A 26,659-nucleotide genomic window follows, 5' to 3' on the forward strand; every position below is an offset into this window, starting at 1 on the left:
CGCTCCTCGACCGACGGCCGTATCGAGACCTACGCCCCGACGTACGCCCGCAGGTGCGTGCCGGTGAGCGTCGCGGCATCCGTCGTCGCTGCTTCGACGAGCTCGCGCGGCGTGCCCTCGAACACGATGCGCCCGCCGTCGTGACCGGCGCCCGGACCGAGGTCGACGATCCAGTCGGCGTGCGCCATCACGGCCTGGTGGTGCTCGATGACGATGACGGTGTTGCCGTCGTCGACGAGCCGGTCGAGCAGCGCGAGCAGCTTGTCGACGTCGGCGAGGTGCAGGCCGGTCGTCGGCTCGTCGAGCACGTAGATCGAGCCCTTCTTCGCCATGTTGATCGCGAGCTTCAGCCGCTGGCGCTCACCGCCCGAGAGCGTGTTGAGCGACTGGCCGAGGCCGAGGTAGCCGATGCCGACGTCGCTGAGCCGCTGCAGCACGGCGCGCGCGGGCTTCTCTTCGAAGAACTCGAGGGCCGCGTCGACCGGCATGTCGAGCACTTCGCTGATGTTCTTGCCGCGCAGCGTGTATTCGAGCACTTCGGCCGTGAACCGCTTGCCCCCGCACTCTTCGCACACGCTCGCGACGCCGGCCATCATCGCGAGGTCGGTGAAGACGAGGCCGATGCCCTTGCAGTTCGGGCACGCGCCAGCCGAGTTGGCGCTGAAGAGCGCCGGCTTCACGCCGTTGGCCTTCGCGAACGCCGTGCGGATGGTGTCGAGCAGCCCGGTGTAGGTCGCCGGGTTCGAACGGCGCGAACCGCGGATCGGCGCCTGGTCGACGACCACGACGTTGTCGAACTTCGGCACGTTGCCGTGGATGAGCGACGACTTGCCCGACCCCGCCACGCCGGTGACGACGGTGAGCACGCCGAGCGGCAGGTCGACGTCGACCCCGGTGAGGTTGTGCTGACGGGCGTCACGGATCTGCAGGTGGCCGGATGCCTCGCGCACGGTCTCGCGCAAGGTGGCGCGATGATCGAGGTGGCGCCCGGTGAGCGTGCCGGAGGCACGGAGCCCCGCGACGTCGCCTTCGAAGCAGATCGTGCCGCCGGCGCGGCCGGCACCGGGGCCGAGGTCGACGACGTGATCGGCGATCTCGATGACCTCGGGCTTGTGCTCGACGACGAGCACCGTGTTGCCCTTGTCGCGCAAGCGGATGAGCAGTTCGTTCATGCGCTGGATGTCGTGCGGGTGCAGGCCGACCGTCGGCTCGTCGAAGACGTAGGTGATGTCGGTCAGGCTCGAGCCGAGGTGCCGGATCATCTTCACGCGCTGCCCCTCGCCGCCCGAGAGGGTGCCGGAGGTTCGGTCGAGGCTGAGGTAGCCGAGGCCGATCTCGACGAAGGAGTCGATCGTCTCCTTGAGGGTCTCGACGAGCGGGCCGATCGCCGGATCGTGCAGGTCGTCGAGCCACACGGCCAGGTCGGAGATCTGCATCGCCGCTGCATCCGCGATGTTGATGCCCTTGATCTTCGACGCCAGTGCCGCCTGGTTGAGTCGCGAGCCGCCGCACTCGGGGCACGCGGTGAAGGTGACGGCGCGGTCGACGAAGGCCCGGATGTGCGGCTGCATCGCGTCGCGGTCTTTGGAGAGCAGGCTCTTCTGCACCTTGTTCACGAGCCCCTCGTAGCTCATGTTGATGCCCTGCACCTTGACCTTGACGCCCTCTTTGTAGAGGAAGTCGTGCAGTTCTTGCTCGGTGTAGTCGCGGATCTTCTTCTCGGCGTCGAGGAAGCCGCTCGCTGAGTAGATGCGCACCATCCAGCCGTCGGCGGTGTAGCCGGGAATGGTGATCGCGCCCTCGGCGAGGGACTTCTCGCGGTCGAAGAGCTGGTCGAGGTCGATGTCGTTCACCTCGCCCATGCCCTCGCACCGCGGGCACATGCCCGCCGGCACGTTGAAGCTGAAGTGGAAGCTCGGGCCGACGTAGGGCTGGCCGAGTCGCGAGAAGATGATGCGCAGCATCGCGTGGGCGTCGGTCGCGGTGCCGACGGTCGAGCGGGAGTTCGCGCCCATGCGCTCTTGATCGACGATGATCGCGGCCGAGATGTTGCGCAGGCTGTCGACCTCGGGCCGCGACGGCGAGGCCATGAAGGACTGCAGGAAGGCCGAGTAGGTCTCATTGATGAGGCGCTGCGACTCGGCGGCGATCGTGCCGAACACGAGGCTCGACTTGCCGGACCCCGAGACGCCCGTGAAGACCGAGAGGCGGCGCTTGGGGATGTCGAGCGAGACGTTCTGCAGGTTGTTCTCGCGTGCACCGCGCACCTCGATGAGGTCGTGCGCGTCGGCGATGTGGTCGGTCGTGGCGTGGTCGGTCATGGGCTGTTCGGTCGCGGTCATTCGGCAGCTCCCCTCGGCGCGGGCCGGCGCGCCCGCAACTCACGATTCTGACACGGGGGTGCGACATCCGGGCGAGCGGATGTCGGGCGCTCGAGATCTTACGGAGCGGGGAACGTCGCCCGCGATCGGGCCCGGGTGCCGGGCCGCGCGTCTACGCTGGGCACATGCCCGAGACGAGCGGCCCCGCGCGCGGGTGGGTGCTGCCCGCGGCTGCGGGTGTGGCTTCGGTCGCCCTCGGGGTCGGCGTCGGCGAGCTCGCAGCGGCCGTACTCGCCCCGGCATCGAGCCCGTTCGTGGTCGTCGGCGCGCTGCTCATCGATATCGCGCCGTCGTGGGCGAAGGACGCCGCGATCGGTCTGTTCGGCACGGCCGACAAGGCGGCCCTGCTCGTGGGCATCGGTCTCGTGCTGCTCGCCGTCGCGGGCGCCGCAGGAGTGCTCGAGGCGCGGCGGCCGCCACTCGGACGCGTGCTCATCGCCCTCGTCGGCGTGGTCGGCGCCGTCGCCGCCTCAACCCGTGCGAACTCCTCGATGCTCGCGATCGCGCCGTCGGCACTCGCGGCGATCGCCGCGGTGGTGACGCTGATGTTCCTGCTCCGGCGGCTCTCTGCGGTGAGCGACGACGCCGACGCCGACGATGCCGACAACGCGGGCATCGACCGGCGCCGCTTCCTCGGGTGGGCGGGCGGCGCGGTGGTGCTCGGGGCCCTCACGGCGGCCGGCGGGTACGCGCTGCAGGCCGGCACGCGCGCCGTGACGGCGGTGCGCGATGCGATCACGCTGCCGAAGGCCGTCACCACGGCCACCGTGCCCCCGGGCGCCGAGCTCGGCATCGACGGCCTCGCCCCGGTGATCACCCCGAACGGGGAGTTCTACCGCATCGATACCGCACTCGCGGTGCCCGCGGTGGATCCGGCAACGTGGAGCCTGCGCATCCACGGCATGGTCGACCGCGAGGTCACCCTCACCTGGGACGAGCTGCTCGCCCTCCCCCTCGACGAGAGCATCACGACCCTCGCGTGCGTCTCGAACGAGGTCGGCGGCGAGCTCATCGGCAACGCGGTGTGGCTCGGGTACCCCGTTCGCGAGCTGCTCGCGCGAGCTGCGCCCACCGCCGACGCCGACATGGTGCTCTCCCGCAGCGTCGACGGGTTCACGGCGTCGACGCCGCTCGCGGTGCTCACCGACGATCGCGACGCGATCCTCGCGGTCGGCATGAACGGCGAGCCGCTGCCCGCCGAGCACGGCTTCCCGGTGCGCATGGTCGTGCCCGGGCTCTACGGCTACGTCTCGGCGACGAAGTGGGTCGTCGATCTCGAGGTGACGCGGTTCGACGCGGCATCCGCCTATTGGACCGACCGCGGCTGGAGCGAGCGCGGCCCCATCAAGCTCTCCTCGCGCATCGACGTGCCCCGCCAAGGGCAGGCGGTCGACGCCGGCGCCGCGATGATCGCCGGCGTCGCCTGGCACCAGCACGTCGGCGTCGAGGGCGTCGAGGTGCAGGTCGACGACGGCGACTGGCGGGCCGCCGAACTCGCGACCGCGATCTCGGACGACACCTGGGTGCAGTGGCGATACCAGTGGGCGGATGCCGCTGCGGGCAGGCACACCGTGCGCGTGCGTGCCATCGGCGCCGACGGCGAGGTGCAGACCTCCGCACGTCAGGGCGTCGTGCCCGACGGCGCCACGGGCCTGCACGAGCGCACGGTCGAGGTGCGCTGAGCGGTCGCCGCGGCCGCCTGGCTGTCCGGCACGCCCACCCGGCCTGGCCGCCCGGCCCGGTCACCCGGCGCGCCCGCCCGGCCCGACAGCGGCGCCAGCGCCGAGTCGTCCTCCACAACCCAATCGCACGGCGAGTTCGCCACCACGAGCTGGCGCCACCCCTGCGATGGTCCAGGCGCGTGCTGCAGTTGGTGTCCGTCCGCAGAACGTCGGTACTTCGGTACTTCGGTACCGGATTTTCCCGCGAACGTTGTCTCCGACGCGGCACACGGAACCACCGACACGATCAGGAGGAGCGCCATCACCGAGAAGCCGATCAAAGTCGACGCGCAGACCGATCGTCTCGTGTCGGAGCTCGCGTACTTGCTCGGTTGCACGAAGAAGTCCGTGGTGCGCGATGCCGTCGCCGACCTCGCCGAGGCCAGCCGCGGCGGTGACGGGTGGAAGGCAGGCGAGCGCCCGAGATTCGACCGGCTGCCACTGCTCGAGCGACTATCGCTCCGTCGCCGCCGACTCATCCGCGAGTTCGCCGAGCTCGGCGCTTCGAACATCAGAGTCCTCGGCCCGCTGGCGTTCGGAGAGCATGCCGACGAGATCGAGCTCCTCGCCGACACCGATCTGCTCCGGGGAAGCGCGTCGGTGCCCGAACTGCAGGCGGTCGCGGTCAGGCTCCTCGCGGCGATGTCGACCGTCATCTCGACGACGGAACTCGCTCTGTTCAGCCCCGAGCGTCTGCGCCGATTGATGGAGGAGTCCCGGCCACTCTGACCGATCCATCCGCTTGGCGGCGCTCGAACAACTCGATGTTCGCTCGGATCGTTGCTTTACTGTGTGCGGCTATGTACTGTGATCTACATGGTAGCCAGCCCTCCCGAGCAGTCGGGCAAGTTCGAGCAGGACCTGCGCAAGGGTGTGCTCGTGCTCGCCGTGCTCTCGCAGCTGCGCACGCCGCAATACGGCTACTCGCTGCGCCAAGGACTCGCCGAGCGTGGCATGCCGATCGAGGAGGGCACCCTCTACCCGTTGCTTCGACGCCTCGAGGCGCAGGGGCTGCTCGCCTCGGAATGGCGCATCGACGACGGACCGCCCCGCCGCTACTACACGCTCAGTGACGGCGGAACTGAAACCTACCGGCATCTGGCCGCGGCCTGGGGCTCACTGGCCTCGGTCGTCGACCGCCTGTTGAACGAGGAGATCTGAGATGGATCCGAGCAGCATCATCGAGAGCTACGTGGGCGACGTCACCGGGCGACTGCCGCGGCGGCAGCGAGCCGATGTCGGCTTCGAGCTCCGCTCCCTGCTGCGCGAGGAGCTCGCGGGCCGGGCAGAAGACGTCGGACGCCCAGCAGATGAGGCGATGGTGATGGAACTGCTCGCCGCATTCGGCCGCCCTCAAGACGTGGCCGATCGCTACCGGCCGGCGGGCTTCACCGTCATCCGCCCGGCCGACGCGCCCGGCTTCGCCTGGATCGCCCTCGGCGGCGTCGCCCTGCAGTGGGCGATCACCCTGCCGGCGGTGTACCTCGGCCCGGCCGCGAGTGATTTGGCGGCCGCAACCGGATCGACAGACTGGTTGACGCTGCTCGCCGGCTGGTGGCTCTCCTGGGGACTCGGTTCGTTCTGGTGGCCCGGGTTCCTGATCAGCGTCACCCTGATCGCCGCAATGATCCGCCATCGTCGCGATGCAACCGCGGTTGCCGACGCGGATGCCGGTACGGACTCAAGCGCCGGCACGGGCTCCGGCACACGTCCGATCGCACGCTCCGTGCTCGACCGCGACCGCGTCAACCGGCTCGGACTCGTGCTCGCCCTGGCGTTCTGGATGCTCGGCGCGAGCGTCCTGATCGCACTCCCATGGCTCGCGGTGCTCGCCCCCGGCCTTCCGCAACCGGTCCTCGACGCCTTCGTGTTCGATCCCGAGTTCCTGCAGTGGCGAGCGCCGTGGGTGCTCGTGATCTGGGCTGTGAGTTTCGCAGTCGTGTTCGCAGTACTCATCGCCGGGCGGTACAGCCGCGCCACGCGGCTGATCTCGCTGGTGAGCGACGTCGCGTTGCTGGCCCTGCTCGCCTGGTGCCTCGCGGCCGGCCCGGTCTTCGCGGCACCGACGACCGACGACGTCGTTCGTGTGTGCCTCATCGGCATCATGGTGATCACGGTGATCGGCATCGTCATCACGCTGCGGCGCGGGGTCTTGCCGATGCGCGCGCCGGCCGCACGAGCCTGACCGCCGGCGCGCTCAGTCGGGCAACTCCTCGGCTACGGGGAAGCGCAGGGCGAGGGCGGCACCGATCTCGTAGTGCCGGATCAGGAACGCCCGTTCGTCGAGCTTCTTGCGACGCAGCCACGAGGTGACCTCGTCGTTCGACTTGCTCGCGTTGCACGAGCCGCACGCCGGCACGACGTTGCCGAGCGTGTAGCGGCCACCGCGCGAGATCGGCTGCACGCAGTCGCGCTGCAGCGGTCGATCGCTCGCTCCGCAGTACGCGCATCCCTGCCACTCGATCATGAGCTCGGCCCACTGCTCGTCGCTGAGGTCGTGCGTATTGAGCGCCATGCGGCGCTTCCGCCGCCTCGCGTACACGGCCGTACGGCTCCGACTCACCGCCATGGCGCCAGACTAGCTCGCGCGGCGGTGCGCGCCGGGTCGCCGCGCCCGGTCAGCGTCGCGGTGTGCGTGGCGGCGGGGTGCGGCGCTCGCCGGTCGCCTCGAAGGCAGCCGCGAGCGCGAGCAGTGCGGTGTCGTCGTAGGCGCGTCCGGCGAAGGTGAGGCCGACGGGCATGCCGATGTCACGCATCGTGCCCATGGGCACCGTGACGGTCGGGATGCCGAGGTGCCGGGGCACGAGATTGCCGTTCGCGACCCACACGCCGTTGCGCCAGCCGAGGGCGGCGGATGCCTCGTTCACGTCCATGTCGGCGGGGCCGACGTCGGCGACGGCGGGGAAGACCACGGCGTCGAGGCCGAGCGCGTCCATCCACTGCTCGAGGTCGACGCGGCGGGTCTCCTCCAGACCGCGGATACCCGACTCCAGGTACGGGATGTCGGTGAGCGCGGCACCCGGGTGCGAGCGAGCCCACCCGGGGTACTCGGCGATCTCGTCTTCGAAGCCGGTGTAGCGATCGGGCAGCGCACCCTCGGGGTGCGGGAAGATCCGCGCGCCGTCGACGTCGGCGAGTGCGTGCAGAGCCGGGTCGCCGTTGGCGGCGAGGAAGTCGTTCCACGCCCATGCCGAGAGATCGACGATCTCGTGGTGCAGGTACTCGGCGCTCACGAGGCCCCGCGTCGCGATCGTCGGCGCACCCGCGCGATCGCCCTCGTAGTTCGAGACGACGGGGAAGTCGACGAACACGACCTCGGCGCCGGCGGCCTCGAGGTCGCGGCGAGCCGCCTCCCAGAGCTCGATGACGGATTCACGGGTGTCGATGCGCTGCCCGGTCGAGCCGCCGATGCCGGGCGTGAGCCCGGGCTCCGCGGTGCCGGCCTCGTGGTCGGCGTTCACGTACATGCGCGGCACCCCGAAGCGCTTGCCGCGGAGCGAGCTGCGTGCGCTCGCGGCATCCGTCGCTTGAAGCGCACTGTACGACGACGGGCGAACCGCGGATGCCGCGGGGATCTCGACCCACGGCTGCACCCGCCAGAAGTCGCCGCGCGTCTCGGGGTCGTCGGCGACGATGACGTCGAGCACCTCGAGCAGGTCGGCCATGGTTCGGGTGTGCGGCACGACGACGTCCATCGTGGGCACGAGCGGCCAGTTTCCACGCACCGAGATGACCCCGCGCGAGGGCGTGTAGGCGCAGAGCGCGTTGTTCGACGCGGGCGCGCGGCCGCTCGACCAGGTCTCCTCACCGAGGCCGAACGCGGCGAACGAGGCGGCGGTCGCGGTGCCAGAGCCGTTCGACGATCCCGAGCCGAACGCGGCCGTGAGGTACTCGGCGTTGTAGGGGCTCTCTGCGCGACCGTAGACACCGCGCTGCATGCCGCCGTTGGCCATGGGCGGCATGTTCGTGAGGCCGAGGAGCACGGCGCCACCGGCGCGCAGCCGCTCGATCGCGAACGCGTCGTGCTGCGCGATGAGGTGCTCGAACGCAGGCGAACCGGCGGCGGCGGTGAGTCCGCGGGCGAGGTAACTGTCTTTGGCGGTGTACGGGATTCCGTCGAGCGGGCCGAGTGTCTCGCCGGCGGCGCGACGCTCGTCGGAGGCGCGAGCCGCGTCGAGCGCGTCGGGGTTCATCACGACGAGGGCGTTGAGCGCGGTCGACGTGCCTGGCCGGTCGTACGCCTCGATGCGGGCGAGGTATGCGTCGACGAGCTCGACGCTCGTGACGACATTCGTCTCGAGTGCCGCACGCAACTCGGCGATCGACGCTTCGACGACGTCGTACGCCTTCCCCGCCGGCCGAGAAGACCGCGACGAAGGAGCGGTCGTATCGAGACCCTCCCCTTGGTCTCGATACGCTCGCTGGCGCTCGCTACTCGACCGGCGGGGGGCGTCGCTACTCGACCGGCGGGGCTCGTCGCCCCTCGACCGGCTCACGATGCCACCGCCGGCTGCTGCTGCGTGATGCAGTGGATGCCGCCGCCGCGCGCGAAGATCGCCCGCGAGTCGACGGTCACGGCACGACGGCCGGGGTAGGCCGCTTCGAGGATCTCGCGCGCCGCGGCATCCGCTCGCTCTTCGCCGAAGCCGCACGCGATCACGCCGTCGTTGACGACGAGGTGGTTGACGTAGCTCCAGTCGACGAAGCCCTCGTCGTCGCGCAGCGTCTCGGGCGCGGGAAGGTCGACGATGTTCCAGCTGCGGCCCGCGGCATCCGTCGTCTGGGCGAGCAGCGAACGAAGCTCGCGCGTGACCTCGAAGTCGGGGTGCTCGGGGTTGCGCTGCTCGTGCAGCAGCAGGGTGCCGGGCGACGGGATGGTCGCCACGATGTCGACGTGTCCGTTGGTGCCGAAGTCGTCGTAGTCACGTGTGAGGCCGCGCGGCAGCCAGATCGCGTGCGTCGCTCCGATCGTGCGCGCGAACTCGGCCTCGACGCGCGCCCGGTCGGCGAAGGGGTTGCGGCGGGGATCGAGCTGCACCGTCTCGGTGAGGAGCACGGTGCCCTCGCCGTCGACGTGGATGCCGCCGCCCTCGTTCACGAGCACCGAACTCACGAGCTCGGCACCGACCCGGCCGGCGACGAAGCGGGCGATCTCGGCCGACTTCGTCCACTCGGCCCACTCGGGCGCGCCCCAGCCGTTGAAGATCCAGTCGACGGCGCCGAGCATGCCCGGCCGCTCGTCGTCGACGACGAAGGTGGGGCCGAAGTCGCGCATCCAGAACTCGTCGAGCGGCGCGATCTCGAGCTCGATCTCGGAGTTCAGCATGCGGCGCGCGCGCTCGACCTCGCTCGGGTCGACGACCATCGTCACGGGCTCGAACTCGGCGACGGCGTTGGCGACGGCGGTCCACGCCGCGTAGCCCTCTTCGCGTTCGGCGGCCTCGGCGCCGAGGGTCAGCCCCTCGCACGGGAACGCCATCCAGGTGCGTTCGTGCGGTGCGGTCTCTGCGGGCATGCGCCAGGTCATGCGGGAACCTCCAGGTTGCGGTGAGCGGATGCCGCGGCATCCGTCGTCTCATCATGGCCCGCGGATGTTCCGAGGTCACGGGCTTCGACCGTCGCAGACGGACGTGCCGCCGGGTCGCGGTACGGCCGCGTCGTCAGCCACAGCACTGCGTACAGGCCGCCGGCGACGAGCGGACCCACGATGGCCGAGAGATCGGCGCCGCCGAGCGCCGCGGCGATCGGGCCGACGTAGAGGGTGGTGTTGGCCGAGAGCGCGGCGACCGTCGTCGCGACGAGCATCGCGATGACCCCTGGCCAGAACGCTCCGCCGTGGTACCAGAACGGGCTGCCGCGACGCTCGTCGGTGAGCGCGCGGCCGTCGTAGCGGTTGCGTCGCAGCAGGATGTCGACGGCGTAGATCGAGACGAGCGGGCCGAGCACGGTCACCGCGAGCTCGAGTGAGGCGTTCAGCGTGTCGAGGAAGCTCGGGGCGATGAAGACGAACCAGCCGGCGGCGGCCGTCGCGACAACACCGGTGATGACGACCGTCGCCGCACGCGAGACGCGGAGTCCGAGGCCCTGCGCGTAGAGCCCGGTCGAGTAGGCGACGAGCACGTTGTTCGTGATGCTCGAGAGCACGATCATGGCGAGGAAGACCGGCGTGAACCATCCGGGCACGATCTCGGCGATCGTGAGCTGCGGATCGGTCATGTCGATCGCGGTGCCCGCGATGACGCCGAGCGTGCCGATCACGATCGCGGGAACGAAGCCGCCGAGCGCGGTCCACCAGGCGACGGCGCGCTTGGAGACATCCGCCGGCAGGTAGCGGGCGTAGTCGGCACCGGTGCCCCACGACAGCGGACTGGAGGCCACGATCGCGAAGCCGAGCAGGAGCATCGCCCAGTGCTCGGCGGGCGCGAGCGGCACCGGCTCGTAGCTGAAGTCGGCCGCGCCGAACACGAAGACGGCGAGCACGATGAAGACCACGGCGAGCGCGGCGGAGAAGTACGGTGCGAGCTTCAGGATCGTCGCGTGCCCGTAGACGCCGATGACGAAGCTGAGCCCGGCGACGACGACGAGCACGGCCCACTCCGCGCCCGCCGGCAGTGCGATGCCGAACTGGGCGAGGAGCGCGAGCGCCGCGAGCGTCGCGAAGGCGATGTTGATGATCTCGTAGAAGATGCCGATCGCGACGCCGAGGCCGGCGCCGAAGACGCGGCTGCCGCGCACGCCGAACATCGCGCGCATCACCGCGACGCTCGGCGTGCCCGAGGCCGGGCCGCTGATCGCGAGCAGGCCGACGACCGCCCACCAGAGGTTGCCGAGCACCGTGATGACGAGCGCCTCCCACAGTGAGAGGCCGAGGAGCATGAGCACCCCGCCGATGACGAAGTAGAGGTAGATGACGTTCGCCGACATCCACACCCAGAAGAGCTCGCGCGGGCGGCCGTGGCGCTCGGACGGCGGGATGTAGTCGGCGCCGTGGGTCTCGACGTGGCCGGCGCGGTCGGTCGTGGGGCTCGTGACACCGGTGTGGCCGGCGGTGGGGTGCGGGGTGGCTGGTGGTGCGGCCCGGTTGGCTTCATTGCTCATGTGGGGGTCTCATTTCGTGGCGACCGGGGACTCGATCACTATTGATCAACTGATCAACAACTGCAGCGAATGTACATAGACTGAGGCCACGATGTCAAGACCTCCTCGCAAGAAGGCCGAGCGCAAGAGCCCGGCCGAGCGCTCGGCCGAGATCGCGGATGCCGCGCGATCGCTCGCGCTCGAGCACGGCCTCGCCGCGGTGACGCTGCGCAGCATCGCCGCGCGCATCGACGTGGCACCGGCACTCGTCGCCCACTACGAACCCAACATGGAGGCGCTCATCGCCTCCACGTTCGCCGGCGTCGTCAGCGCCGAGATCGACGAGGTCGTCGCACTGCTCGCCGCGCATCCGACCCCGCGCGAACGCCTCGCACTGCTCCTCTCCACGCTGCTCGATCGCACGCGAGACGACGTCACCGTCGTGTGGGTCGAGGCGTGGGGGCTCGGGCGACGCAACGACGCGCTCGCCGCGAGCGTGCGCCAGCAGATGGATGCCTGGCAGGCCGTCGTGCAGGGCGTCATCGAGGCGGGCGTCGCCGCCGGGGAATTCGAGACGGATGACACGGCATCCGTCGCCTGGCAATTGCTCGGCATGGTCGACGGACTCAACGCGCAGGCCCTCGTGCTCTGGGGCGAGGCCACCGAGCGCGGCTCGCTCATCAGCCACGCCGTCGAGGGCATGCTCGGCATGACGCGCGGGGCGCTGCTCTTCACGGCGCCATCCGCCGGCTGAGCCCTCCATCCGCCGGTCGAGCCCGCTGATGCTCACGATGTCGGCCGCCGCCGATACGGTGAGAGCCTGACGACGGAAGGGGCCCCGATGTACCTGGTCGACGGTTCCGTCGTCACGAGCGCGAGCGACCTGAAGAAGGCGTCCGAGTGCGAGTTCGCCTTCCTCCGGGCGCTCGACGCGAAACTCGGCCGCATCGAGAAGGTGCCAGACCCCGAAGACGCGATGCTCGAGCGCTCGGGCCGGCTCGGCGACCAGCACGAACTCCGGGTGCTCGAGTCCTATCGAGCCGAGCTCGGCGCCGGCGTCGTCGAGATCGAACGCCCCGACGTGCGCGACCCCGCTGCGGTCGCTGCCGCCGTCGAGGCCACCCAGGCGGCGTTCGCCGCCGGAGCGCCCGTCGTCTTCCAGGCGACGTTCGCCGACGAGGGGTTCATCGGCTTCGCCGACTTCATCGTGCGCCAGCCCGACGGCCGCTACCTCGTGCAAGACTCCAAGCTCGCACGCCGGGCACGGGTCACCGCGCTGCTGCAACTCGCCGCCTACGCCGAACAGCTCCAGCGCACCCGCGTGCCCTGCGCCGACACGGTCGAACTGCTGCTCGGCGACGGCTCGACGAGCGTGCACCGTCTCGACGACATCGCCCCCGTCTACCGCCTGCGCCGCGAGCGGCTCGAGCAGATCGTGGCCGACCGACTGGCCGAGACCGGCCCTGTCGTGTGGGGCGATCCGCGCTACGCCCTCGACGGGCGCTGCCCGACGTGCGATCTCGAGGTGCAGGGGCACCGCGACGTGCTGCTCGTCGCGGGGCTCCGGGTCACCCAGCGCGCCGCCCTGTTCGACGCGGGCATCACGACGATCGATGCGCTCGCGGCATCCGTCGGGCCGGTACCCGGCGTACTCGACGCGACCATCGAGAACCTCCGCGTGCAGGCGCGACTGCAGCTCGAGGCCGAGGCGGCCGAGCGGGCCGCGGATGCCGCGGGGCTCCGCTCCCCCGACGACCCGCCGCTGCCCCCGCCCGTCGTCGTGCGCGACGCGGCATCGCTCGCCGCGATTCCCGAGCCCGATGCCGGCGACCTCTTCTTCGACTTCGAGGGCGATCCGCTCTACACCGAGGGCGCGGCCGACGACTGGGGGCTCGACTACCTCTTCGGCATGGTCGACACCGCCGAGCAGTTCACGCCGCTGTGGGCGCACTCCTTCGCCGAAGAACGGGTGGCGCTCGAGCGGTTCCTCGCGCTCGTGGCGCTGCGCCGAGCCGCTCACCCGAACATGCACATCTACCACTACGCGAGCTACGAGCGCACCCACCTGCTCACGATGGCGGCCCGCCACGGCGTCGGTGAGGCCGCGGTCGATCAGCTACTCGCCGACGGCGTGTTCGTCGACCTCTACCCCGTCGTGAAACGTGCCGTGCGAGTCGGCAGCCGTTCGTACTCGATCAAGAAGCTCGAACCTCTCTACATGGGCACCGAACTGCGCGAGGCCGACGTGAAGTCGGGCGGCGACTCGATCCTCGAGTACGTTCGCGCCCGAGAACTCGCCGCCACGGGCGGCACCGATCCCGCCACCGGCCTCACCGGCGCGGCCGCGGCACAGCACGTGCTCGACGATCTCGCCGACTACAACCGCTACGACTGCGTATCGACTCTGCGCCTGCGCGACTGGCTGCAGGGCCTCGCCCGCGACGCCGGCGTCGAGCCCGTGCCCGAGTCGTTGCTCGTGCAAGCCGCGAAGGCCGCGGGCAAGGTCTACGAGCCCTCGCCCCTGGCACTGCATCTGCAGGGCATCGCCGGGCCGCCCGACGACCCCGATCGCGACGCAGACCACACGGCGCTGGCCCTTGCGGCCGCGGCCATCGACTACCACGACCGCGAGGCGAAGAGCTTCTGGTGGTCGCACTTCTTCCGGGTCGAGCAGCCGCTCGAGGCATGGGAAGACCATCGAGACGTGCTCGTCGTCGACCCCGAAGCATCCGCCGTCACCCAGCGCTGGTACCGCGAAGACCACCACCGCGTCGACCGGCGCGAAGTGACGCTGCACGGGCGCATCGCGCCGGGCTCGCGGTTCAGCGTCGGCTCCGAGTTGTTCGCGCTCTACGAGCCGCCGGCGCCGTTCGCGCGGCAGGGCCTGCGGCCGGGCTCGCGCGGGCAGAACTCGGTTCGGGTGCTCGAGGTGCTCGACGACGGCCTCGTCGTCGAAGAGCGCGCCATCGCCGGCGCGACCTGGCACGAGCTGCCGATGGCGGTGGTACCCGGCACGCCGCCGCCGGCGGGCCGCCAGCAGGGCGCGATCTTCGAGTGGGCCGAGGGAGTCGCCCGGGCATATCCGGCCTGGCCGAAGAACCCGGCCATCGATGTGCTGCGACGAGTGCCGCCGCGCACCCGTGGCGGGGTGCCGCTCGCGCCGCTGTCCGCCGATCACGACTACGTCGCGGCGGTCGTCGCTTCGGCGCGAACCCTCGACGGCTCCTACCTCGCCGTGCAGGGGCCTCCCGGCACCGGCAAGACCTATCTCGCCTCGCACGTCATCGCCGAGCTCGTCGGCCACCACGCCTGGAAGGTCGGCGTCGTCGCCCAGTCCCACGCCGTCGTCGAGAACGTGCTCGACACGGTCATCGGCGCGGGGCTCGACCCCGAACTCGTCGCCAAGGCACCGAAAGACGCCAGCGAGGCGAGCGCCCATGCCTACACGGCGATCGCGAAGAACGGGGTGGCCGAGTTCACGGCGGCGCACCAGTCATCGGGTTTCGTGATCGGCGGCACCGCGTGGGACTTCTCCAACACCGACCGGGTAGCCCGCGGCTCGCTCGACCTGCTCGTCATCGACGAGGCCGGCCAGTTCTCGCTCGCCTCGACCATCGCCACCGCGGTGGCCGCCCGCAACCTGCTGCTGCTCGGCGACCCGCAGCAGCTGCCGCAGGTGAGCCAGGGCAACCACCCAGAGCCCATCGACACCTCGGCGCTGGGCTGGATCGCCGACGGCCACGACGTGCTGCCAGCCGAGTTCGGGTACTTTCTCGCCGAGAGCCGACGCATGCACCCCGCCGTGGCGCGACCGGTCTCGGAGCTGTCGTACGAGGGCGAGCTGCACTCGCACCCGGTGGCATCCGAGCGCCGACTCGAGGGCGTCGCGCCCGGGCTGACGGCGCTGCCGATCGAGCACGCCGGCAACACCACGGCCTCGACCGAAGAGGCGTCCGCCGTCGTGGAGCTGGCGTTGTCACTGCTCGGGCGCGACTGGATCGAGGGGCCGGGCGCAGCCGAGTCGGCGGATGCCGCGGCATCCGCTCGCTCGCGACCGCTCGCCCAGAGCGACCTCATCGTCGTGACGCCGTACAACGCGCAGCTTACCGTCGTGCGCGCCGCGCTCGACGCCGCCGGACTCACCGAAGTGCCCGTCGGCACGGTCGACAAGTTCCAGGGCCAAGAGGCGGTCGTCGCGATCGTCTCGCTCGCTGCATCGTCGGCTGCTGCTGCGCCGCGCGGCGTCGAGTTCCTGCTGCTCAAGAACCGACTGAACGTCGCGATCTCACGGGCGAAGTGGGCGGCGTACCTGCTCTACTCGCCCGGCCTCCTCGACGCACTGCCGTACACGCCCGAGGGCGTTGCGCAGCTCAGTGCGTTCATCCGACTCGTCGGCGTGCGCTGAGCCGCGGCAGGCATCGAAGCGACCACGTGCAGAGACGTCAGGCATCCGAGAGCTTCGCCGCGATGCCGTCGATACGGCGCTGCCGCGTCTCGGCGGCTTTCGCGCCTTCGACCGCCGTGACGTGCGCCTTCTTCGCGCTCGGCGACAGCCGATCGAACGCGGAGCGAGCCCCTGGCGCCCTGTCGAGTGCGGTCGCGAGATCGGCGGGCACCTCGACCGTGCGCGGCGCCGTGTCGACCTCGAGGTCGACGACGATCGGGTCGCCGCCGCCGATGCCGGTCGCCGCCCGCTTGTCGGAGCTGAACGAGATCATGAACTTGCCGCCCATGACCGCGACCGTGCTGCGGTACTCGTAGCCGTTGACGTTGACGGTGACGGGCGGCTTCTTTCCCGCGCCGAGCGCCTCGATCACCTCGGGTGGCACCTCGATGCCCGTGTTGTTGCCGGTCTGGGTCATCGTCGTCTCGAACCGCATGGCGTCGAGTCTGGCACCGCGGCCTGGTTGCTGGGAATACTGCACAGGGTACCTACGTAGGTTATGGGTATGACTTCCCCTGCATCCGATCTGAACCCTGCCCGCGTCACGATGTACGGCGCGGAGTGGTGCATCGACTGCCGCCGCTCGAAGGCGCTGCTCGACCGCCGCGGCGTCGAGTACGACTACGTCGACCTCGAGACCGTGCTCGACGGCGCCGACCGCGCGAAGGCGATCAGCGGTCGCACGCAGATCCCCGTGGTGGTCTTCCCCGACGGCACGCACTTCACCGAGCCGAGCGACGCCGAGCTCGCGGCGAAGCTCGACGAGGCCATCGCGGCGTAGCAACCGCCCGTACCGGCGTCGCAACCGCCCGCGCCGAAGACGATCCTCGGATGAGATGCGTGAGCGAACGCGCTCCCGCCGTCAGCATCGCGTAACAAACGAGCGACGGTCCCCGCGTCGGGCGTACAACTGAGGCATGCCTCCGACCACCGGCGCGATCACAGGTCTCCGACGGGCCCCATGGCGCCGCCGTGTCGCGGTGGGTGCCCGATGACGCTGACCAGGCTGCTGCCGACCCTTCGACGTTCGATCCCCGATCCGATCGACCCCGATGCCTGGCCCGCAGCGACCAGCGCGACCATCACCGACGTCGAGGTCGGCGGCGTCTCGTTGCTTCGTCTCGTCGAACTGTGCGGCACGCCCGCCGTGCATCTCGGCGTCGCGGTCGTGCGCGGCACCGGCGGACACCCGGCCGCGTCGGCGGGCAGCACGGGCGTCGCGGTAGCGCGAGTGGTCGAGGCATCCGCCGACCGCAACGAGCGCACCGTCACGATCGACGCCGAACTCGTGTCGCTCCAACCCACCTGGATCGAAGCCAGGCTCATCGGGCGGGCCTCGGTGGCTCGCGCCGTGCCGACCACGATCCGATCGGCGAGCGGATGCCTCGCGCCCGTGCAGATCGACCTGCCGGCCGATCTCGAGGCGGGCGACCTGCTCGCGCTCCCCTATGCCGCCGTCACCGACGAGGCGGGCGTCGCTCGCCCGATCAGCGGCTGGCTCGCGCCGATCGTCGAAACCGCACAGCAGACACGCACGCTCTGAGCGTTCCAGAGCGTGCGTGGCTGCTGAGTGGTTGACGCCTGGGCAGCGTCAAGCCGTGCGCGGGTTCAGTCGTCGGATGATGGGGCGAACGCGAGCGCGGCGGCGAGGCTGCGACCCCGAGGGGTGCCATCACGTCGGGTGCCATCACGTCGGGCGCCTTCGCGCACGCGGCCCGCGCGCCCGCCGGTGACGCGAGCGGCAACGCGCACGCCGTCACGATCGAACGCGCGCGTCGCGCCATCCGTCACCTCGTGCCCTGCCGGATCGCCCCCGGCACGATCGGTTCCGCCATCCACCCCATCGCCGTCATCTGCTCCGTCGACGGCCGGTGCACGCCGGCCCCACACCGCGAACAGCACGAGCCCGACCGTGAGGAACACCGTGCCGCCGATGAGTGCCGCGGCGATGCCGCGCGCCTCGCCGCCGCTCACGGCGACGGCCGCGAAGACGGTCGTGAGGCCCGCGACGCCGATCGAGCCGCCTAGCTGCTGCATGCCCTGCAAGAGGCTCGACGCCTGGCCGGCCTCGTCGGAGGGCGCCTGCGCCATGACGATCGAGGTGATCGGCGCGAAGGTCAGGCCGGCGCCGAAGCCGAGCACGATCGCCGGACCGAGGATGCCGGAGAGGAACGTGCTCGCGGTGCCGAGCTGCGCCATCCAGAGCATGCCGCCGGCGAGCAGTGCGAGCCCCGTGACCGCGACGACCCGCTCGCCGAGCCGTGCCACGAAGCGCGGCGTCAGCTGGTTGACGATGAGCATGCTGCCGACGAAGGGCAGGAGCGCGAGCCCCGTGCCGAGCGGGTCGAACCCGAGCACGTTCTGCGTGAACAGCGTGGCGAAGTAGAAGAACCCGAACATTCCGGCCGGCACGAAGAGCATCACCCAGAACGGCACGGCCGTGCGCGGGGCGCGGAAGTAGGCGAGCTGCACGACCGGGCTCGCATGACGTCGTTCGATGAGCACGAGTGCGACGAGCGAGGCCGCTGCGACCGCGAACGCGATGAGGGTGCGCGGGTCGAGCCAGCCGGATTCCGCGGCGACGGTGAAGCCGTAGACGAGGGCCACCATCGCGAGGGTCGAGGTGAAGGCGCCGCCGATGTCGAGCCGCGCCCGGCTGCGCTCGGTCTCGCGCAGGAACGCGACGGCCCCGGCGATGATCACGAACCCGATCGGCACGTTGACGAACATCACCCACTCCCAGCCGAGGCTCGTCGTGAGCACCCCGCCGAGGATCAGGCCGATCGCGCCGCCGGAGCCGGCCGCGAGAACGAACAGCGCCATCGCCCGGTTGCGCTGCGCTCCCGGAACGGTGTTCGCGAGCAGCAGCACGAGCGTGGACGGAGCTGCGAGCGCTGCGCCGACGCCCTGCAGCACACGTGCCGCGACGAGCATCTCGGGGTTCACGGCGAAACCGCCGAGAGCGGATGCCGCGATGAAGATCACGGTGCCGATGATGAGCGCGCGCCGCGCCCCGACCATCTGGCCGATGCGCCCACTCAAGAGGATGAGTCCGGCGAATGCGAGCGCGTAGGCCGTCACGACCCACGAGAGGTTGGTCGGGCTGAACCCGAGCTCGTCGCGGATGTGCGGCAATGCGACGTTCACGATGCTCGCGTCGACCACGAGCATGAGCTGGGTGATGAAGACGACGATGAGGCCGAGCAGGGTGCGCCCGGCCAGGCGTGCTGCGGTCGAGCCGGCGGCGGAGGCCGCAGGGCGGCGGGATGCCCCGTCGACGACATGGGCGATGGCGGGGACGGCGGCGGTCGCGGTGCGGGTGGATGTCTCGGTGCGGGTGGATGTCTCGGTGCGGGTGGATGTCTCGGAGACGGTCGCGGGTGGCGCTTCGCTCATTGCTGGTGCTCCTGGTCTCACTGGGTTAGGCTGATATCCGGAGAGAGTCTCCCCTTGTCCACCTGACAATACGGAGACAGTCTCCGCTTTGTCAAGGCGAGCCGCCGTGCGCGGCCCCGCAGGAGGAACCGTGAGCATCGAAGCCGCCGCGCCGACGCGGCCAATGCGCGCAGACGCGCGCCGCAATTACGAAGCCATCGTGCGGGTAGCCGGCGACGCCTTCGCCGAACACGGCACGCACGCCTCGCTCGACGACATCGCGTGCCGCGCCGGCGTCGGCCCCGGCACGCTCTACCGGCACTTCCCCAACCGCGACTGCCTGCTCGAGGCCGCGCTCGTCGAGAGCCGGCACGCCCTGAACGAGCTCAGCGAGCAGCTGCTCGCCGACGACGATGCCGGCGCCGCACTCGACACCTGGATGCTCGCGCTGGCGCGTCACGCCAATACGTGGGACGGCCTGCCCGACTCCATCGCGCAGTCGATCAACAACGAGCAGTCACCGCTCGGCGCCTCGTGCAGCACCCTCGTCGGCGCGACCGATAAGCTCCTCGCCCGGGCTCGCGAAGAGCGCGCGGTGACAGCGGATGTCTCGGCCCGCGACCTCTTCGTGATGGCCGGGTCGCTGGCATGGGCCGCGTCGCGGCCGCGCCGTGACGCCGACGCCCGCGCCGAGGCATCCGACGACCTTCCGCGCCTGCTCGGCCTGCTCATGCGCGGGCTCCGCTAGGGAGCCTCGCGCTCACCCCTGATTCGCAGCAGACACGTCGACGCAGACGATTCCCGTGTTTCCGTCGTGGTCGGCGATCACCGTGAGCGAGGGCGCGTCGCTGTCGTCGACGACGGTCCCGCCCGCAGCGAGAGCGGCGGCGATCCGTTGCTCGGCCACCTCGGGCGCCACATAGACCTCGACGTGGAACCGCTGACGCGGGACCTCGTGCTCGTTGGCGTCCCCGAACCACAGGTTCGGCACCCGCCCTGTGGCGTCCCGAATTTCGTCGCTGGGGGAACCGCGGCCCTGGGACTCCGCACTCCCGGTCAGGAGGGCCGCCCACACTGGGGCGATCGTCGCGGAGTCGGCCGTGTCGAGGCCGAGCTCGATGTGGCTGACCGAGGCCGGGTCAGCGGCGACCTCGTGGTCGGCGGCGATCTCGGTGATCCGTCGCGCGAGGTCGACGTCGCGCTGGGTCACCCATTCGACGACGTGTTCGGTACCCTCGTCGTCGCGGTAGATGGCGTCGTCGGTGATCAACTTGAAATCGACGTACCCATTGCCGATCGACACGCGCGGGTGGTGGCCGAGCGCGTCGCCCGCCTCGCCCACCGCGACGACGAACCGTGCGCCGGCGCCGAAGTCGTCGACCAGGTAGCGGGCGTGCAATCCCTGAGCCAGCTTGCGCCACTCGGCCAGGTTGGCCGCGGCGATCTGTTCGCCCTTCAGCATGTCCATGAATGCGGAGCTTATCTCGCGTTCAGCTGCAGCGACAGGAGAGAATCCACCCCGAGCATCGCACCGGCGCGGCGACTACCCCAGCGCCGGGATGACCTCGGCCGCGAACAGCTCGAGGCCCGAGCGATCGTAGGCCGCCTCGGGGAAGTAGTGGATCGAGTAACCCAGGCCGAGCTCGCGGCGCTCGGCGAGCTTCGCGGCGACCTGCGACGGCGTGCCGACTGCCCCGCTCGGCCCGTGGTAGGCAGACATGTAGGCGGCGGTCTTCTCGGGTCCGAGGAACGGCGCGACGCGCGCCTCGACGGCCGCGAGGCGTCGCGCGACGTCGGCGTCATCCGAGCCGACGATGGTGTGGAACTCCGACGACCGGGTGATCGCATCGAAGTCGGTGCCGAGGTTCTCGCAGTGGCCGCGCAGCACCTCGCTCTTGTGTGCGAACTCCTCGGCCGAGCCGGCGAAGTTCGTGTACGACGCGTACTTCGCGGCGATGCGCAACGTGACCTTCTCGCCGCCGCCGGCGATCCAGATCGGGATGCCGCCCGCCTGCAGCGGCTGCGGCTGCACGATCGCCCCGTCGACCTGGTAGTACTTGCCGTCGAGCGTGGCGGAGCCCGTGGTCCAGGCCTGGTGCATGATCTCGACACCCTCGCGCAGGCGCCCGAGCCGCTCGGGAATCTCGGGGAAGCCGTAGCCGTAGGCCCGCCATTCGTGCTCGTACCAGCCGCCACCGATGCCCATCTCGACCCGGCCGCCCGAGACGAGGTCGATCGTCGCCGCGACCTTCGCGAGGTAGGCGGGATTGCGGTAGCTCATGCACGTGCACATCTGGCCGAGTCGCACGCGCGAGGTCGACGCGGCGAAGGCGGCCATGAGGCTCCACGCCTCGTGCGTCGCCTCGGTCGCCGAGGGCACCGGCGTGGTGTGGAAGTGGTCGTAGACCCAGATCGATTCCCAGGGCGAGTCGGGCGCATCGGCCGACTCGGCGAGCGAGTGCATCGTCTGCCACTGCTCAGCCGGCTCGATGCCGACGAGGTCGTAGCGCCAACCCTGGGGAACGAACATTCCGAATCGCATTGGTTCAGCATACGGGCGGCGGGGCAAAAATCGAATCGATTCGTGCGACCGCATCGAGTGGCCGGATCCCAGCCGGCACCACAGCCGCCCACAGCCGCCCACAGCCGCGCCAGACCCGCACCGCAGCCCGATCTCAGCGCCAGCCCTGAGGCGACCTCATCTTTGCGGCCCTAGCCTCGACCGCATGAGCGCACCCCAGCACTGCGAATTCTCGGCCGCCGACTTCCGCGCGATCGTCATCGAGACGACCGACACCCGACTCATCCACGTCTCCGGCTCCGGCCGCTGCGCGAGCCCGGGCTGGAAGCTCGAACTCGTCGCCGCGAACCCCGGCGTCGTGCCCCATGCCAGGAGCCTCTGGCTCGAGCTGCGGGAGACTCCGCCGCGGACGCCGGTCCCGTACCAGCCCACCGACCAGCCCACCGACGCGTCGGTCGAAGCGATCATCGAGGACGCCCACGCCGAAGAGGTCGTGATCCGGTTCCGGTGGCGCGAGGGCTTCGTGCTCCCGCTTCGGGAGCACGTGGGCGCTCGGCGCTGACCGGTTCGAGCGAGCGGATGCCGCGGCTCGCCTGCGGCCGCGGCATCCGTCGTCTGCGCCAGGCGCCGGCTCGGCCTACGCCAGCGCGAACCTGAGCTCGGCCATCGCCGGCCCCGTCCACACCGTGCCGTCGAGATCGTCGCTGCGCACGGTGACGACCTTGCCGCCTTTCGACATCACGAGCAGCGCGAGCTGGGGCAGCAGGTCGCCGGCGCGCGTTCCGTCATCGAGCTGGTCGCCGACCCCCTGGCCGCTCGAGAACTGGATCGCCCCCGACTCGCGGTCGAGCGTGCCGTTCACCGAGGTCGTGAAGTCGAACCACAACACCTCGACCTGGCCCTCGGCGGCTTCGCGTCCGATCGCAGCGAGGTCGTGTTCGACCCGGCCGGCGGCGCCCTCGGTCAGACCCCGCAGCGCGGCATCCGCCTCGGCGATGTTCAGGGCCGCCAGTTGCTCGCGCACCGCGTCGTCGATGTCGGCGGGGCCCAGGCGATCAGGTGCGCCGGCGACACCGACGATGCGGCGACCGTTGCGCACCCGATCGATGAAGAGGCTGAGCAGCGGCTCTGCGGCGAAGACGAGCAGGGGCACCCGGTCGTCGGGGTCTCGCTGCATCAACTCGTGGCGCACGGCGTCGGCCACGCGCTTGGCGTACAACTCGAAGAAGCCCTTCCTGCGCTCATCGCCCTGCACGCCGCGGTCGCCGTGCTTGCCACCGCGCGGCTTGTCGTCGTCGGACGGATCGCGGTTGATCGCATCGTCGAGGCTCTTGTCGTGCGCAGCGTCGATGTCGAACTTCACCGCGCGTTCCGTGGGCGTCGCGTGCCAGAGCGCCCACTCGTTGGCCGAGAGCGTGAGCGCGAAGGCCTCCTGGTCTTGGCTCGGCGCACGCAGCAGCTGGCCGAGGGTGAAGTGCGAGCCGACGTGCACGGCGTCGTCGAGGCGGTTGGGCAGCACGAACAATTCGCTGAAGCCCGGCGAGACGAAGATCGCCAGCGAGCGGCCCAGCGACCCCCAGAGGGCGGAATCGCCGACGACGCGGTCGCGCTCGGCGCGGATCGCGGCCACATCCGCGGCTGGGAGCTCGACGCCCTTCAACCGCTCGAGCGCCTCATCGAACGCGCTCTTCACGGCGACCTCGGCGCGTTCTCGCTCACTCACCACCGGCGACGTCGACACGTAGACCGTGATCGCCGGATGGTGCGGACCGGCCAGAGCGGCGAAGTCGGCTGCGGTGGGCAATTCGTAGTGAATCGTCATCGTTTCCTCCCGAGGAATCGAGTCGTGCGACAGCGACGTCGCTCGCTCCCCAGCCTATGAACCGCGACGCGCGAGCGACACCCCCATTCAGGCGAACCACAGGCGCACGCCGCTCGAAGATGCGACACGTCGCCTCCCCATGCGAGACGGCGAAAACACGCCCTCATGCGTGGGATGGGAGGGCGCGTCTTCGCCCGCTCACGCGCGCGGGACGTTCCCAGATGATTCCCCGGAATACGGCACCCCACGCGCCGGTTGCCGAAAGGGATGACTTCTTCACCGCGCCTCTCCGTGCTCGACCTGATTCCGGTGCGCAGCGGCCAGACGAGCTCGGGTGCGCTCGCGGCATCCGTTCGCCTGGCGCAGCTGGCCGACCGACTCGGCTTCACCCGCTACTGGTTCGCCGAGCACCACAACATGCCGTCGGTCGCCTCGACGACGCCGCCGGTGCTGATCGCCGCGATCGCAGCGAAGACCGAGCGCATCAGGGTCGGTTCGGGCGGCGTGATGCTGCCGAACCACGCGCCGCTCGTCGTCGCCGAGCAGTTCGCGGCACTCGAGGCGCTCGCGCCCGGCCGCATCGACCTCGGCATCGGCCGGGCACCCGGCAGCGACCCGGTGATCACGCAACTGCTGCGCATCTCGGGTCCGACGGCCGACGTCGACCGCTTCCCCGACCACATCGCCGACATCCTCTCGCTGCTCTCCCCCGACGGCGCCACGCTGAGGCTCACGAGCGGGCGCGAGTACGCGATCACGGCGACGCCGGCGGCGACGGATGTCCCGACGCTCTGGCTGCTCGGATCGAGCGACTACTCGGCGAAGCTCGCCGCATCGCTCGGCCTGCCGTACGTGTTCGCGAACCACTTCTCGGGCGAGGGCCTCGAGCGCGCGCTCGAGCTCTATCGCACCGAGTACCAGCCGAGCGAGGCGCACCCGGCACCCGAGACGTTCCTCACGGTGAACGCCTCGGTCGCGCCGACCGTCGAAGAAGCACGGGCGCGTGCGCTGCCGCAACTCCACTCGATGGCGCGGCTGCGTACGAACCGGCCGATGCGGCCGCTCGAGACCGTCGAGGAGGCGCTCGCCGCGCCGACCGACTCGGTGGGCGACGAGATCATCGCCTCGATGGAACAGCGCTGGATCATCGCCGATCCGTCGAGCGCCGCGGCCGAACTTCGCACGCTGGCTTCACGGCACGGCATCGACGAGGTCATGCTCGCGCCGATCGGCGGCTCGTACGACAGCGAGCCGAGCGACGCCACCCCCGGACGCGAGCGGACGCTCGAGCTGCTCGCGGGCGAGCTGTTCGCCGCGCCGGCCGAGTAGCGAGCGCCAGCGAGCGTATCGAGAACCGGCGCTGGGGTCTCGATGCGCTCCTTCGTCACTGCTCGACCGACCTCGAGACCCGCCGGTCGAGTAGCGAGCGCCAGCGAGCGTATCGAGACCCGCCGGCGCGGCTCGGGCAGCGAGGCGTGCGGCGTCAACCTCGCGTTTGCCGACGGGACACCTGCACCTTCTAGCGTGCGATCGACATCCACGATCGAAGGAACGACCCATGTGCGACCACAACGCGCCCGACGCCGCGCAGCCCCATGACGCCGACGCCGAACTCGCTCGGCTCGGCTTCTCTCGCCGCGACATGCTGCGCACCGCAGGACTCGTGCTCGCGGCGGGTGCGCTCGCCGGCACCGTCGACATGATCGGGGCGCCGACGGCATCGGCCGTCCCATCCGGCACCGCGGGCGGAGCCGGTGACCCGCAGCTCGACTGGCTCGTGGGCGACCACCACGTGCACACCCAGTTCAGCCACGATGCGAAGTACCGGCTCGCGCACCAGCTCGACGCCGCCGAACGGTACGGCGTCGACTGGCTCGCGTTCACCGAGCACAGCAACTTCGCGCATGCCGAGCGGGGCGTCTTCTCCGAGCTCGAGCAGATCCAGCATGAACGCGACGCTCGCGAGCTGCTGATCTTCCAGGGCCTCGAGTGGTACATCCCGGCCGCAGAGCACGGTTCGGTGCTGATCGCCCCCGGGCCGGATTCCGCCCGTGTGCTGCGCGCCTTCGAACTGGCGTGGGACGGCAAGCTCAACCGCTGGGAGCGACCGGCGAATGCGGCGCAGCAGGCGGAGTGGGAGCGCAGGGCAGCCGAGGCGATCGCGTGGCTCGGCGCACAGAAGCGCGAGGGCGTGATCGAAGACGTCGTCGTGCTCGCGAATCATCCGCTGCGCCTCGGCATCGATTCCCCGCACGAGCTGCGCGCCTGGCGCGACGCCGACCCCTCCATCATGATCGGCATGGAGGGATCGCCCGGTGCGCAGGGCTCCGCGATCGCTCGCAACGTCAACCCGGGCGACCAGCGCGGCGAGTACACGAACGCGCCTCGCGCCGACAGTTGGCCCGGCTTCCCAGCCGACGCCTACCGTCCGTACGGCGGATTCGACTGGGCCACCGCCACCGTCGGCGGCCTCTGGGACGCGCTGCTCGCCGAAGGCAAGCCGTTCTGGATCACGGCGAACTCCGACAACCACCTCACCGTGAAGGACACCTGGGCCATCGGCCCCTACCCCGATGGCGAGCCCTACGCCAGCCTGCCGAACGAGTTCGACCGCTGGTCGGTGCTCGGCAAGCGACCCGACCCCGTCGACACGGGCCAGCCCCAGGGCGGCAGCGACTTCTGGCCGGGCCAGTTCTCACGACTGCACACGGGTGTCACCACGCGCAGTTATGCCGGCGTGCTCGAGGCGATGCGACTCGGGCGGATGTGGGTGGACCACGGCCACCTGCTGCAGGGGCTCGACGTGCGCGTCCGGGCGACGATGCCGGGCCGCGGCAAGGGTCGCGGCAATGGCAACGGCAACGGATGGGGCAACGCCGCGGGAGCCGGCGCGACGCTCGGCGGCCGCGTGATCGCGCGGCGCGGACAGGACGTCGAGGTGAGCATCACCGTGACCACGACGGACTACGCGAACGCCGCCGGCATCGTGCCCCTGCTTGCGCACGTCGACGTCATCGCCGGCCCGATCACCGGCGCCTCTGCCGACCCCGACGCGATCCGGGCGCCCGAGACGCGTGTGGTGCGCCAGTTCGACACCACTGGCCGGCGCGGCACGTTCACGCTGACGCAGACCTTCGAGAACGTCGAGCGGCCGTTCTACGTGCGGCTCCGCGGCAGCGACGGCAAGCGTCTGGGCGTCGGCTACCACGGGTCAGCGGTCGACCCCGCCGGCCCGCAGCGGCACGGCGACGGCGAGGGCGACCCCTGGCAGGACACCTGGTTCTACGCGAACCCGGTGTTCGTCGACGTGCGCTGAGA

21 protein-coding genes and 1 pseudogene are annotated in these 26,659 nt (G+C 70.6%); 12 read left to right on the forward strand and 10 right to left on the reverse strand.

Annotated features, from left to right (window positions below; genetic code table 11):
- Positions 1-29: 29 nt before the first annotated feature.
- Positions 30-2,342 carry an ATP-binding cassette domain-containing protein gene (locus AC6CH0_RS02640; protein WP_498098135.1) on the reverse strand — a complete coding sequence of 771 codons (2,313 nt, stop codon included), beginning with the start codon at positions 2,340-2,342 and terminating at the stop codon, positions 30-32.
- Between the two features lie 164 nt (positions 2,343-2,506).
- Between AC6CH0_RS02640 and AC6CH0_RS02645 the strand changes: the two genes are divergently transcribed.
- The 4 genes from AC6CH0_RS02645 to AC6CH0_RS02660 all read left to right on the forward strand — a co-directional run bounded on the left by AC6CH0_RS02645 (position 2,507) and on the right by AC6CH0_RS02660 (position 6,287).
- Positions 2,507-4,063 carry a molybdopterin-dependent oxidoreductase gene (locus AC6CH0_RS02645; RefSeq protein ID WP_498098136.1) on the forward strand — a complete coding sequence of 519 codons (1,557 nt, stop codon included), beginning with the start codon at positions 2,507-2,509 and terminating at the stop codon, positions 4,061-4,063.
- A 345-nt stretch (positions 4,064-4,408) separates the two neighbouring features.
- Positions 4,409-4,831 carry a hypothetical protein gene (locus AC6CH0_RS02650; RefSeq protein ID WP_498098138.1) on the forward strand — a complete coding sequence of 141 codons (423 nt, stop codon included), beginning with the start codon at positions 4,409-4,411 and terminating at the stop codon, positions 4,829-4,831.
- 87 nt (positions 4,832-4,918) lie between these two features.
- A complete protein-coding gene (locus AC6CH0_RS02655; RefSeq protein ID WP_498098139.1) occupies positions 4,919-5,263 on the forward strand; it encodes a PadR family transcriptional regulator in 345 nt (114 codons plus the stop codon).
- 1 nt (position 5,264) lies between these two features.
- A complete protein-coding gene (locus AC6CH0_RS02660; protein ID WP_498098140.1) occupies positions 5,265-6,287 on the forward strand; it encodes a hypothetical protein in 1,023 nt (340 codons plus the stop codon).
- 12 nt (positions 6,288-6,299) lie between these two features.
- On the opposite strand, the gene AC6CH0_RS02665 is transcribed toward AC6CH0_RS02660, so the two are convergent.
- The 4 genes and pseudogenes from AC6CH0_RS02665 to AC6CH0_RS02680 form a co-directional block, all read right to left on the reverse strand.
- Entirely contained in the window at positions 6,300-6,617 is a 318-nt protein-coding gene (locus tag AC6CH0_RS02665) for an HNH endonuclease (protein ID WP_498098142.1), read from the reverse strand.
- A gap of 103 nt (positions 6,618-6,720) precedes the next feature.
- Positions 6,721-8,445, reverse strand: a pseudogene (locus tag AC6CH0_RS02670) (amidase); the annotation flags it as partial.
- A gap of 149 nt (positions 8,446-8,594) precedes the next feature.
- Positions 8,595-9,629 carry an agmatine deiminase family protein gene (locus AC6CH0_RS02675; protein WP_498098144.1) on the reverse strand — a complete coding sequence of 345 codons (1,035 nt, stop codon included), beginning with the start codon at positions 9,627-9,629 and terminating at the stop codon, positions 8,595-8,597.
- Positions 9,626-11,200: a purine-cytosine permease family protein gene (locus AC6CH0_RS02680; RefSeq protein ID WP_498098146.1), complete on the reverse strand. Its 1,575-nt coding sequence runs from the start codon at positions 11,198-11,200 to the stop codon at positions 9,626-9,628. The genes AC6CH0_RS02675 and AC6CH0_RS02680 overlap by 4 nt, the downstream gene beginning before the upstream one ends.
- A gap of 91 nt (positions 11,201-11,291) precedes the next feature.
- Between AC6CH0_RS02680 and AC6CH0_RS02685 the strand changes: the two genes are divergently transcribed.
- A complete protein-coding gene (locus tag AC6CH0_RS02685) occupies positions 11,292-11,933 on the forward strand; it encodes a TetR/AcrR family transcriptional regulator (protein WP_498098148.1) in 642 nt (213 codons plus the stop codon).
- Positions 11,934-12,020: 87 nt separating this feature from the next.
- The gene (locus tag AC6CH0_RS02690; protein ID WP_498098150.1) at positions 12,021-15,584 is read left to right on the forward strand and encodes a TM0106 family RecB-like putative nuclease; all 3,564 of its coding nucleotides are present in this window, start codon (positions 12,021-12,023) and stop codon (positions 15,582-15,584) included.
- A 37-nt stretch (positions 15,585-15,621) separates the two neighbouring features.
- On the opposite strand, the gene AC6CH0_RS02695 is transcribed toward AC6CH0_RS02690, so the two are convergent.
- On the reverse strand, positions 15,622-16,059 hold the full coding sequence (locus tag AC6CH0_RS02695) for a YdeI/OmpD-associated family protein (protein ID WP_498098151.1): 438 nt from the start codon (positions 16,057-16,059) through the stop codon (positions 15,622-15,624).
- A gap of 69 nt (positions 16,060-16,128) precedes the next feature.
- Here AC6CH0_RS02695 and AC6CH0_RS02700 point away from each other — a divergent pair, with 69 nt between their 5' ends.
- Together AC6CH0_RS02700 and AC6CH0_RS02705 are read left to right on the forward strand one after the other, a co-directional pair.
- A complete protein-coding gene (locus tag AC6CH0_RS02700) occupies positions 16,129-16,404 on the forward strand; it encodes a glutaredoxin family protein (protein ID WP_498098152.1) in 276 nt (91 codons plus the stop codon).
- 210 nt (positions 16,405-16,614) lie between these two features.
- Positions 16,615-17,166 (forward strand): hypothetical protein, encoded by a 552-nt coding sequence (locus AC6CH0_RS02705; RefSeq protein ID WP_498098153.1) that lies wholly within the window; start codon positions 16,615-16,617, stop codon positions 17,164-17,166.
- Positions 17,167-17,231: 65 nt separating this feature from the next.
- Here AC6CH0_RS02705 and AC6CH0_RS02710 read toward each other — a convergent pair whose 3' ends face one another.
- Positions 17,232-19,019 (reverse strand): MFS transporter, encoded by a 1,788-nt coding sequence (locus AC6CH0_RS02710; RefSeq protein WP_498098154.1) that lies wholly within the window; start codon positions 19,017-19,019, stop codon positions 17,232-17,234.
- 130 nt (positions 19,020-19,149) lie between these two features.
- Between AC6CH0_RS02710 and AC6CH0_RS02715 the strand changes: the two genes are divergently transcribed.
- On the forward strand, positions 19,150-19,746 hold the full coding sequence (locus AC6CH0_RS02715; protein ID WP_498098155.1) for a TetR/AcrR family transcriptional regulator: 597 nt from the start codon (positions 19,150-19,152) through the stop codon (positions 19,744-19,746).
- Between the two features lie 12 nt (positions 19,747-19,758).
- On the opposite strand, the gene AC6CH0_RS02720 is transcribed toward AC6CH0_RS02715, so the two are convergent.
- Both AC6CH0_RS02720 and AC6CH0_RS02725 read right to left on the reverse strand, forming a co-directional pair.
- Positions 19,759-20,466 (reverse strand): 4a-hydroxytetrahydrobiopterin dehydratase, encoded by a 708-nt coding sequence (locus AC6CH0_RS02720; protein WP_498098156.1) that lies wholly within the window; start codon positions 20,464-20,466, stop codon positions 19,759-19,761.
- Between the two features lie 75 nt (positions 20,467-20,541).
- On the reverse strand, positions 20,542-21,540 hold the full coding sequence (locus tag AC6CH0_RS02725; RefSeq protein WP_498098157.1) for an LLM class F420-dependent oxidoreductase: 999 nt from the start codon (positions 21,538-21,540) through the stop codon (positions 20,542-20,544).
- Positions 21,541-21,724: 184 nt separating this feature from the next.
- On the opposite strand from AC6CH0_RS02725, the gene AC6CH0_RS02730 reads away from it, so the two are divergent.
- Complete coding sequence (locus AC6CH0_RS02730; protein ID WP_498098158.1) at positions 21,725-22,081, forward strand: hypothetical protein; 357 nt, start codon at positions 21,725-21,727, stop codon at positions 22,079-22,081.
- 75 nt (positions 22,082-22,156) lie between these two features.
- Here the strand turns inward: AC6CH0_RS02730 and AC6CH0_RS02735 are convergent, their stop codons facing one another.
- On the reverse strand, positions 22,157-23,341 hold the full coding sequence (locus AC6CH0_RS02735; protein ID WP_498098159.1) for a baeRF3 domain-containing protein: 1,185 nt from the start codon (positions 23,339-23,341) through the stop codon (positions 22,157-22,159).
- Positions 23,342-23,608: 267 nt separating this feature from the next.
- Between AC6CH0_RS02735 and AC6CH0_RS02740 the strand changes: the two genes are divergently transcribed.
- Positions 23,609-24,670 carry an LLM class flavin-dependent oxidoreductase gene (locus AC6CH0_RS02740; RefSeq protein ID WP_498098160.1) on the forward strand — a complete coding sequence of 354 codons (1,062 nt, stop codon included), beginning with the start codon at positions 23,609-23,611 and terminating at the stop codon, positions 24,668-24,670.
- A gap of 229 nt (positions 24,671-24,899) precedes the next feature.
- Positions 24,900-26,657 (forward strand): PHP domain-containing protein, encoded by a 1,758-nt coding sequence (locus tag AC6CH0_RS02745; protein ID WP_498098161.1) that lies wholly within the window; start codon positions 24,900-24,902, stop codon positions 26,655-26,657.
- The last annotated feature ends 2 nt before the right edge of the window (positions 26,658-26,659 follow it).

Source organism: Agromyces sp. GQ35 (genome assembly GCF_059758475.1).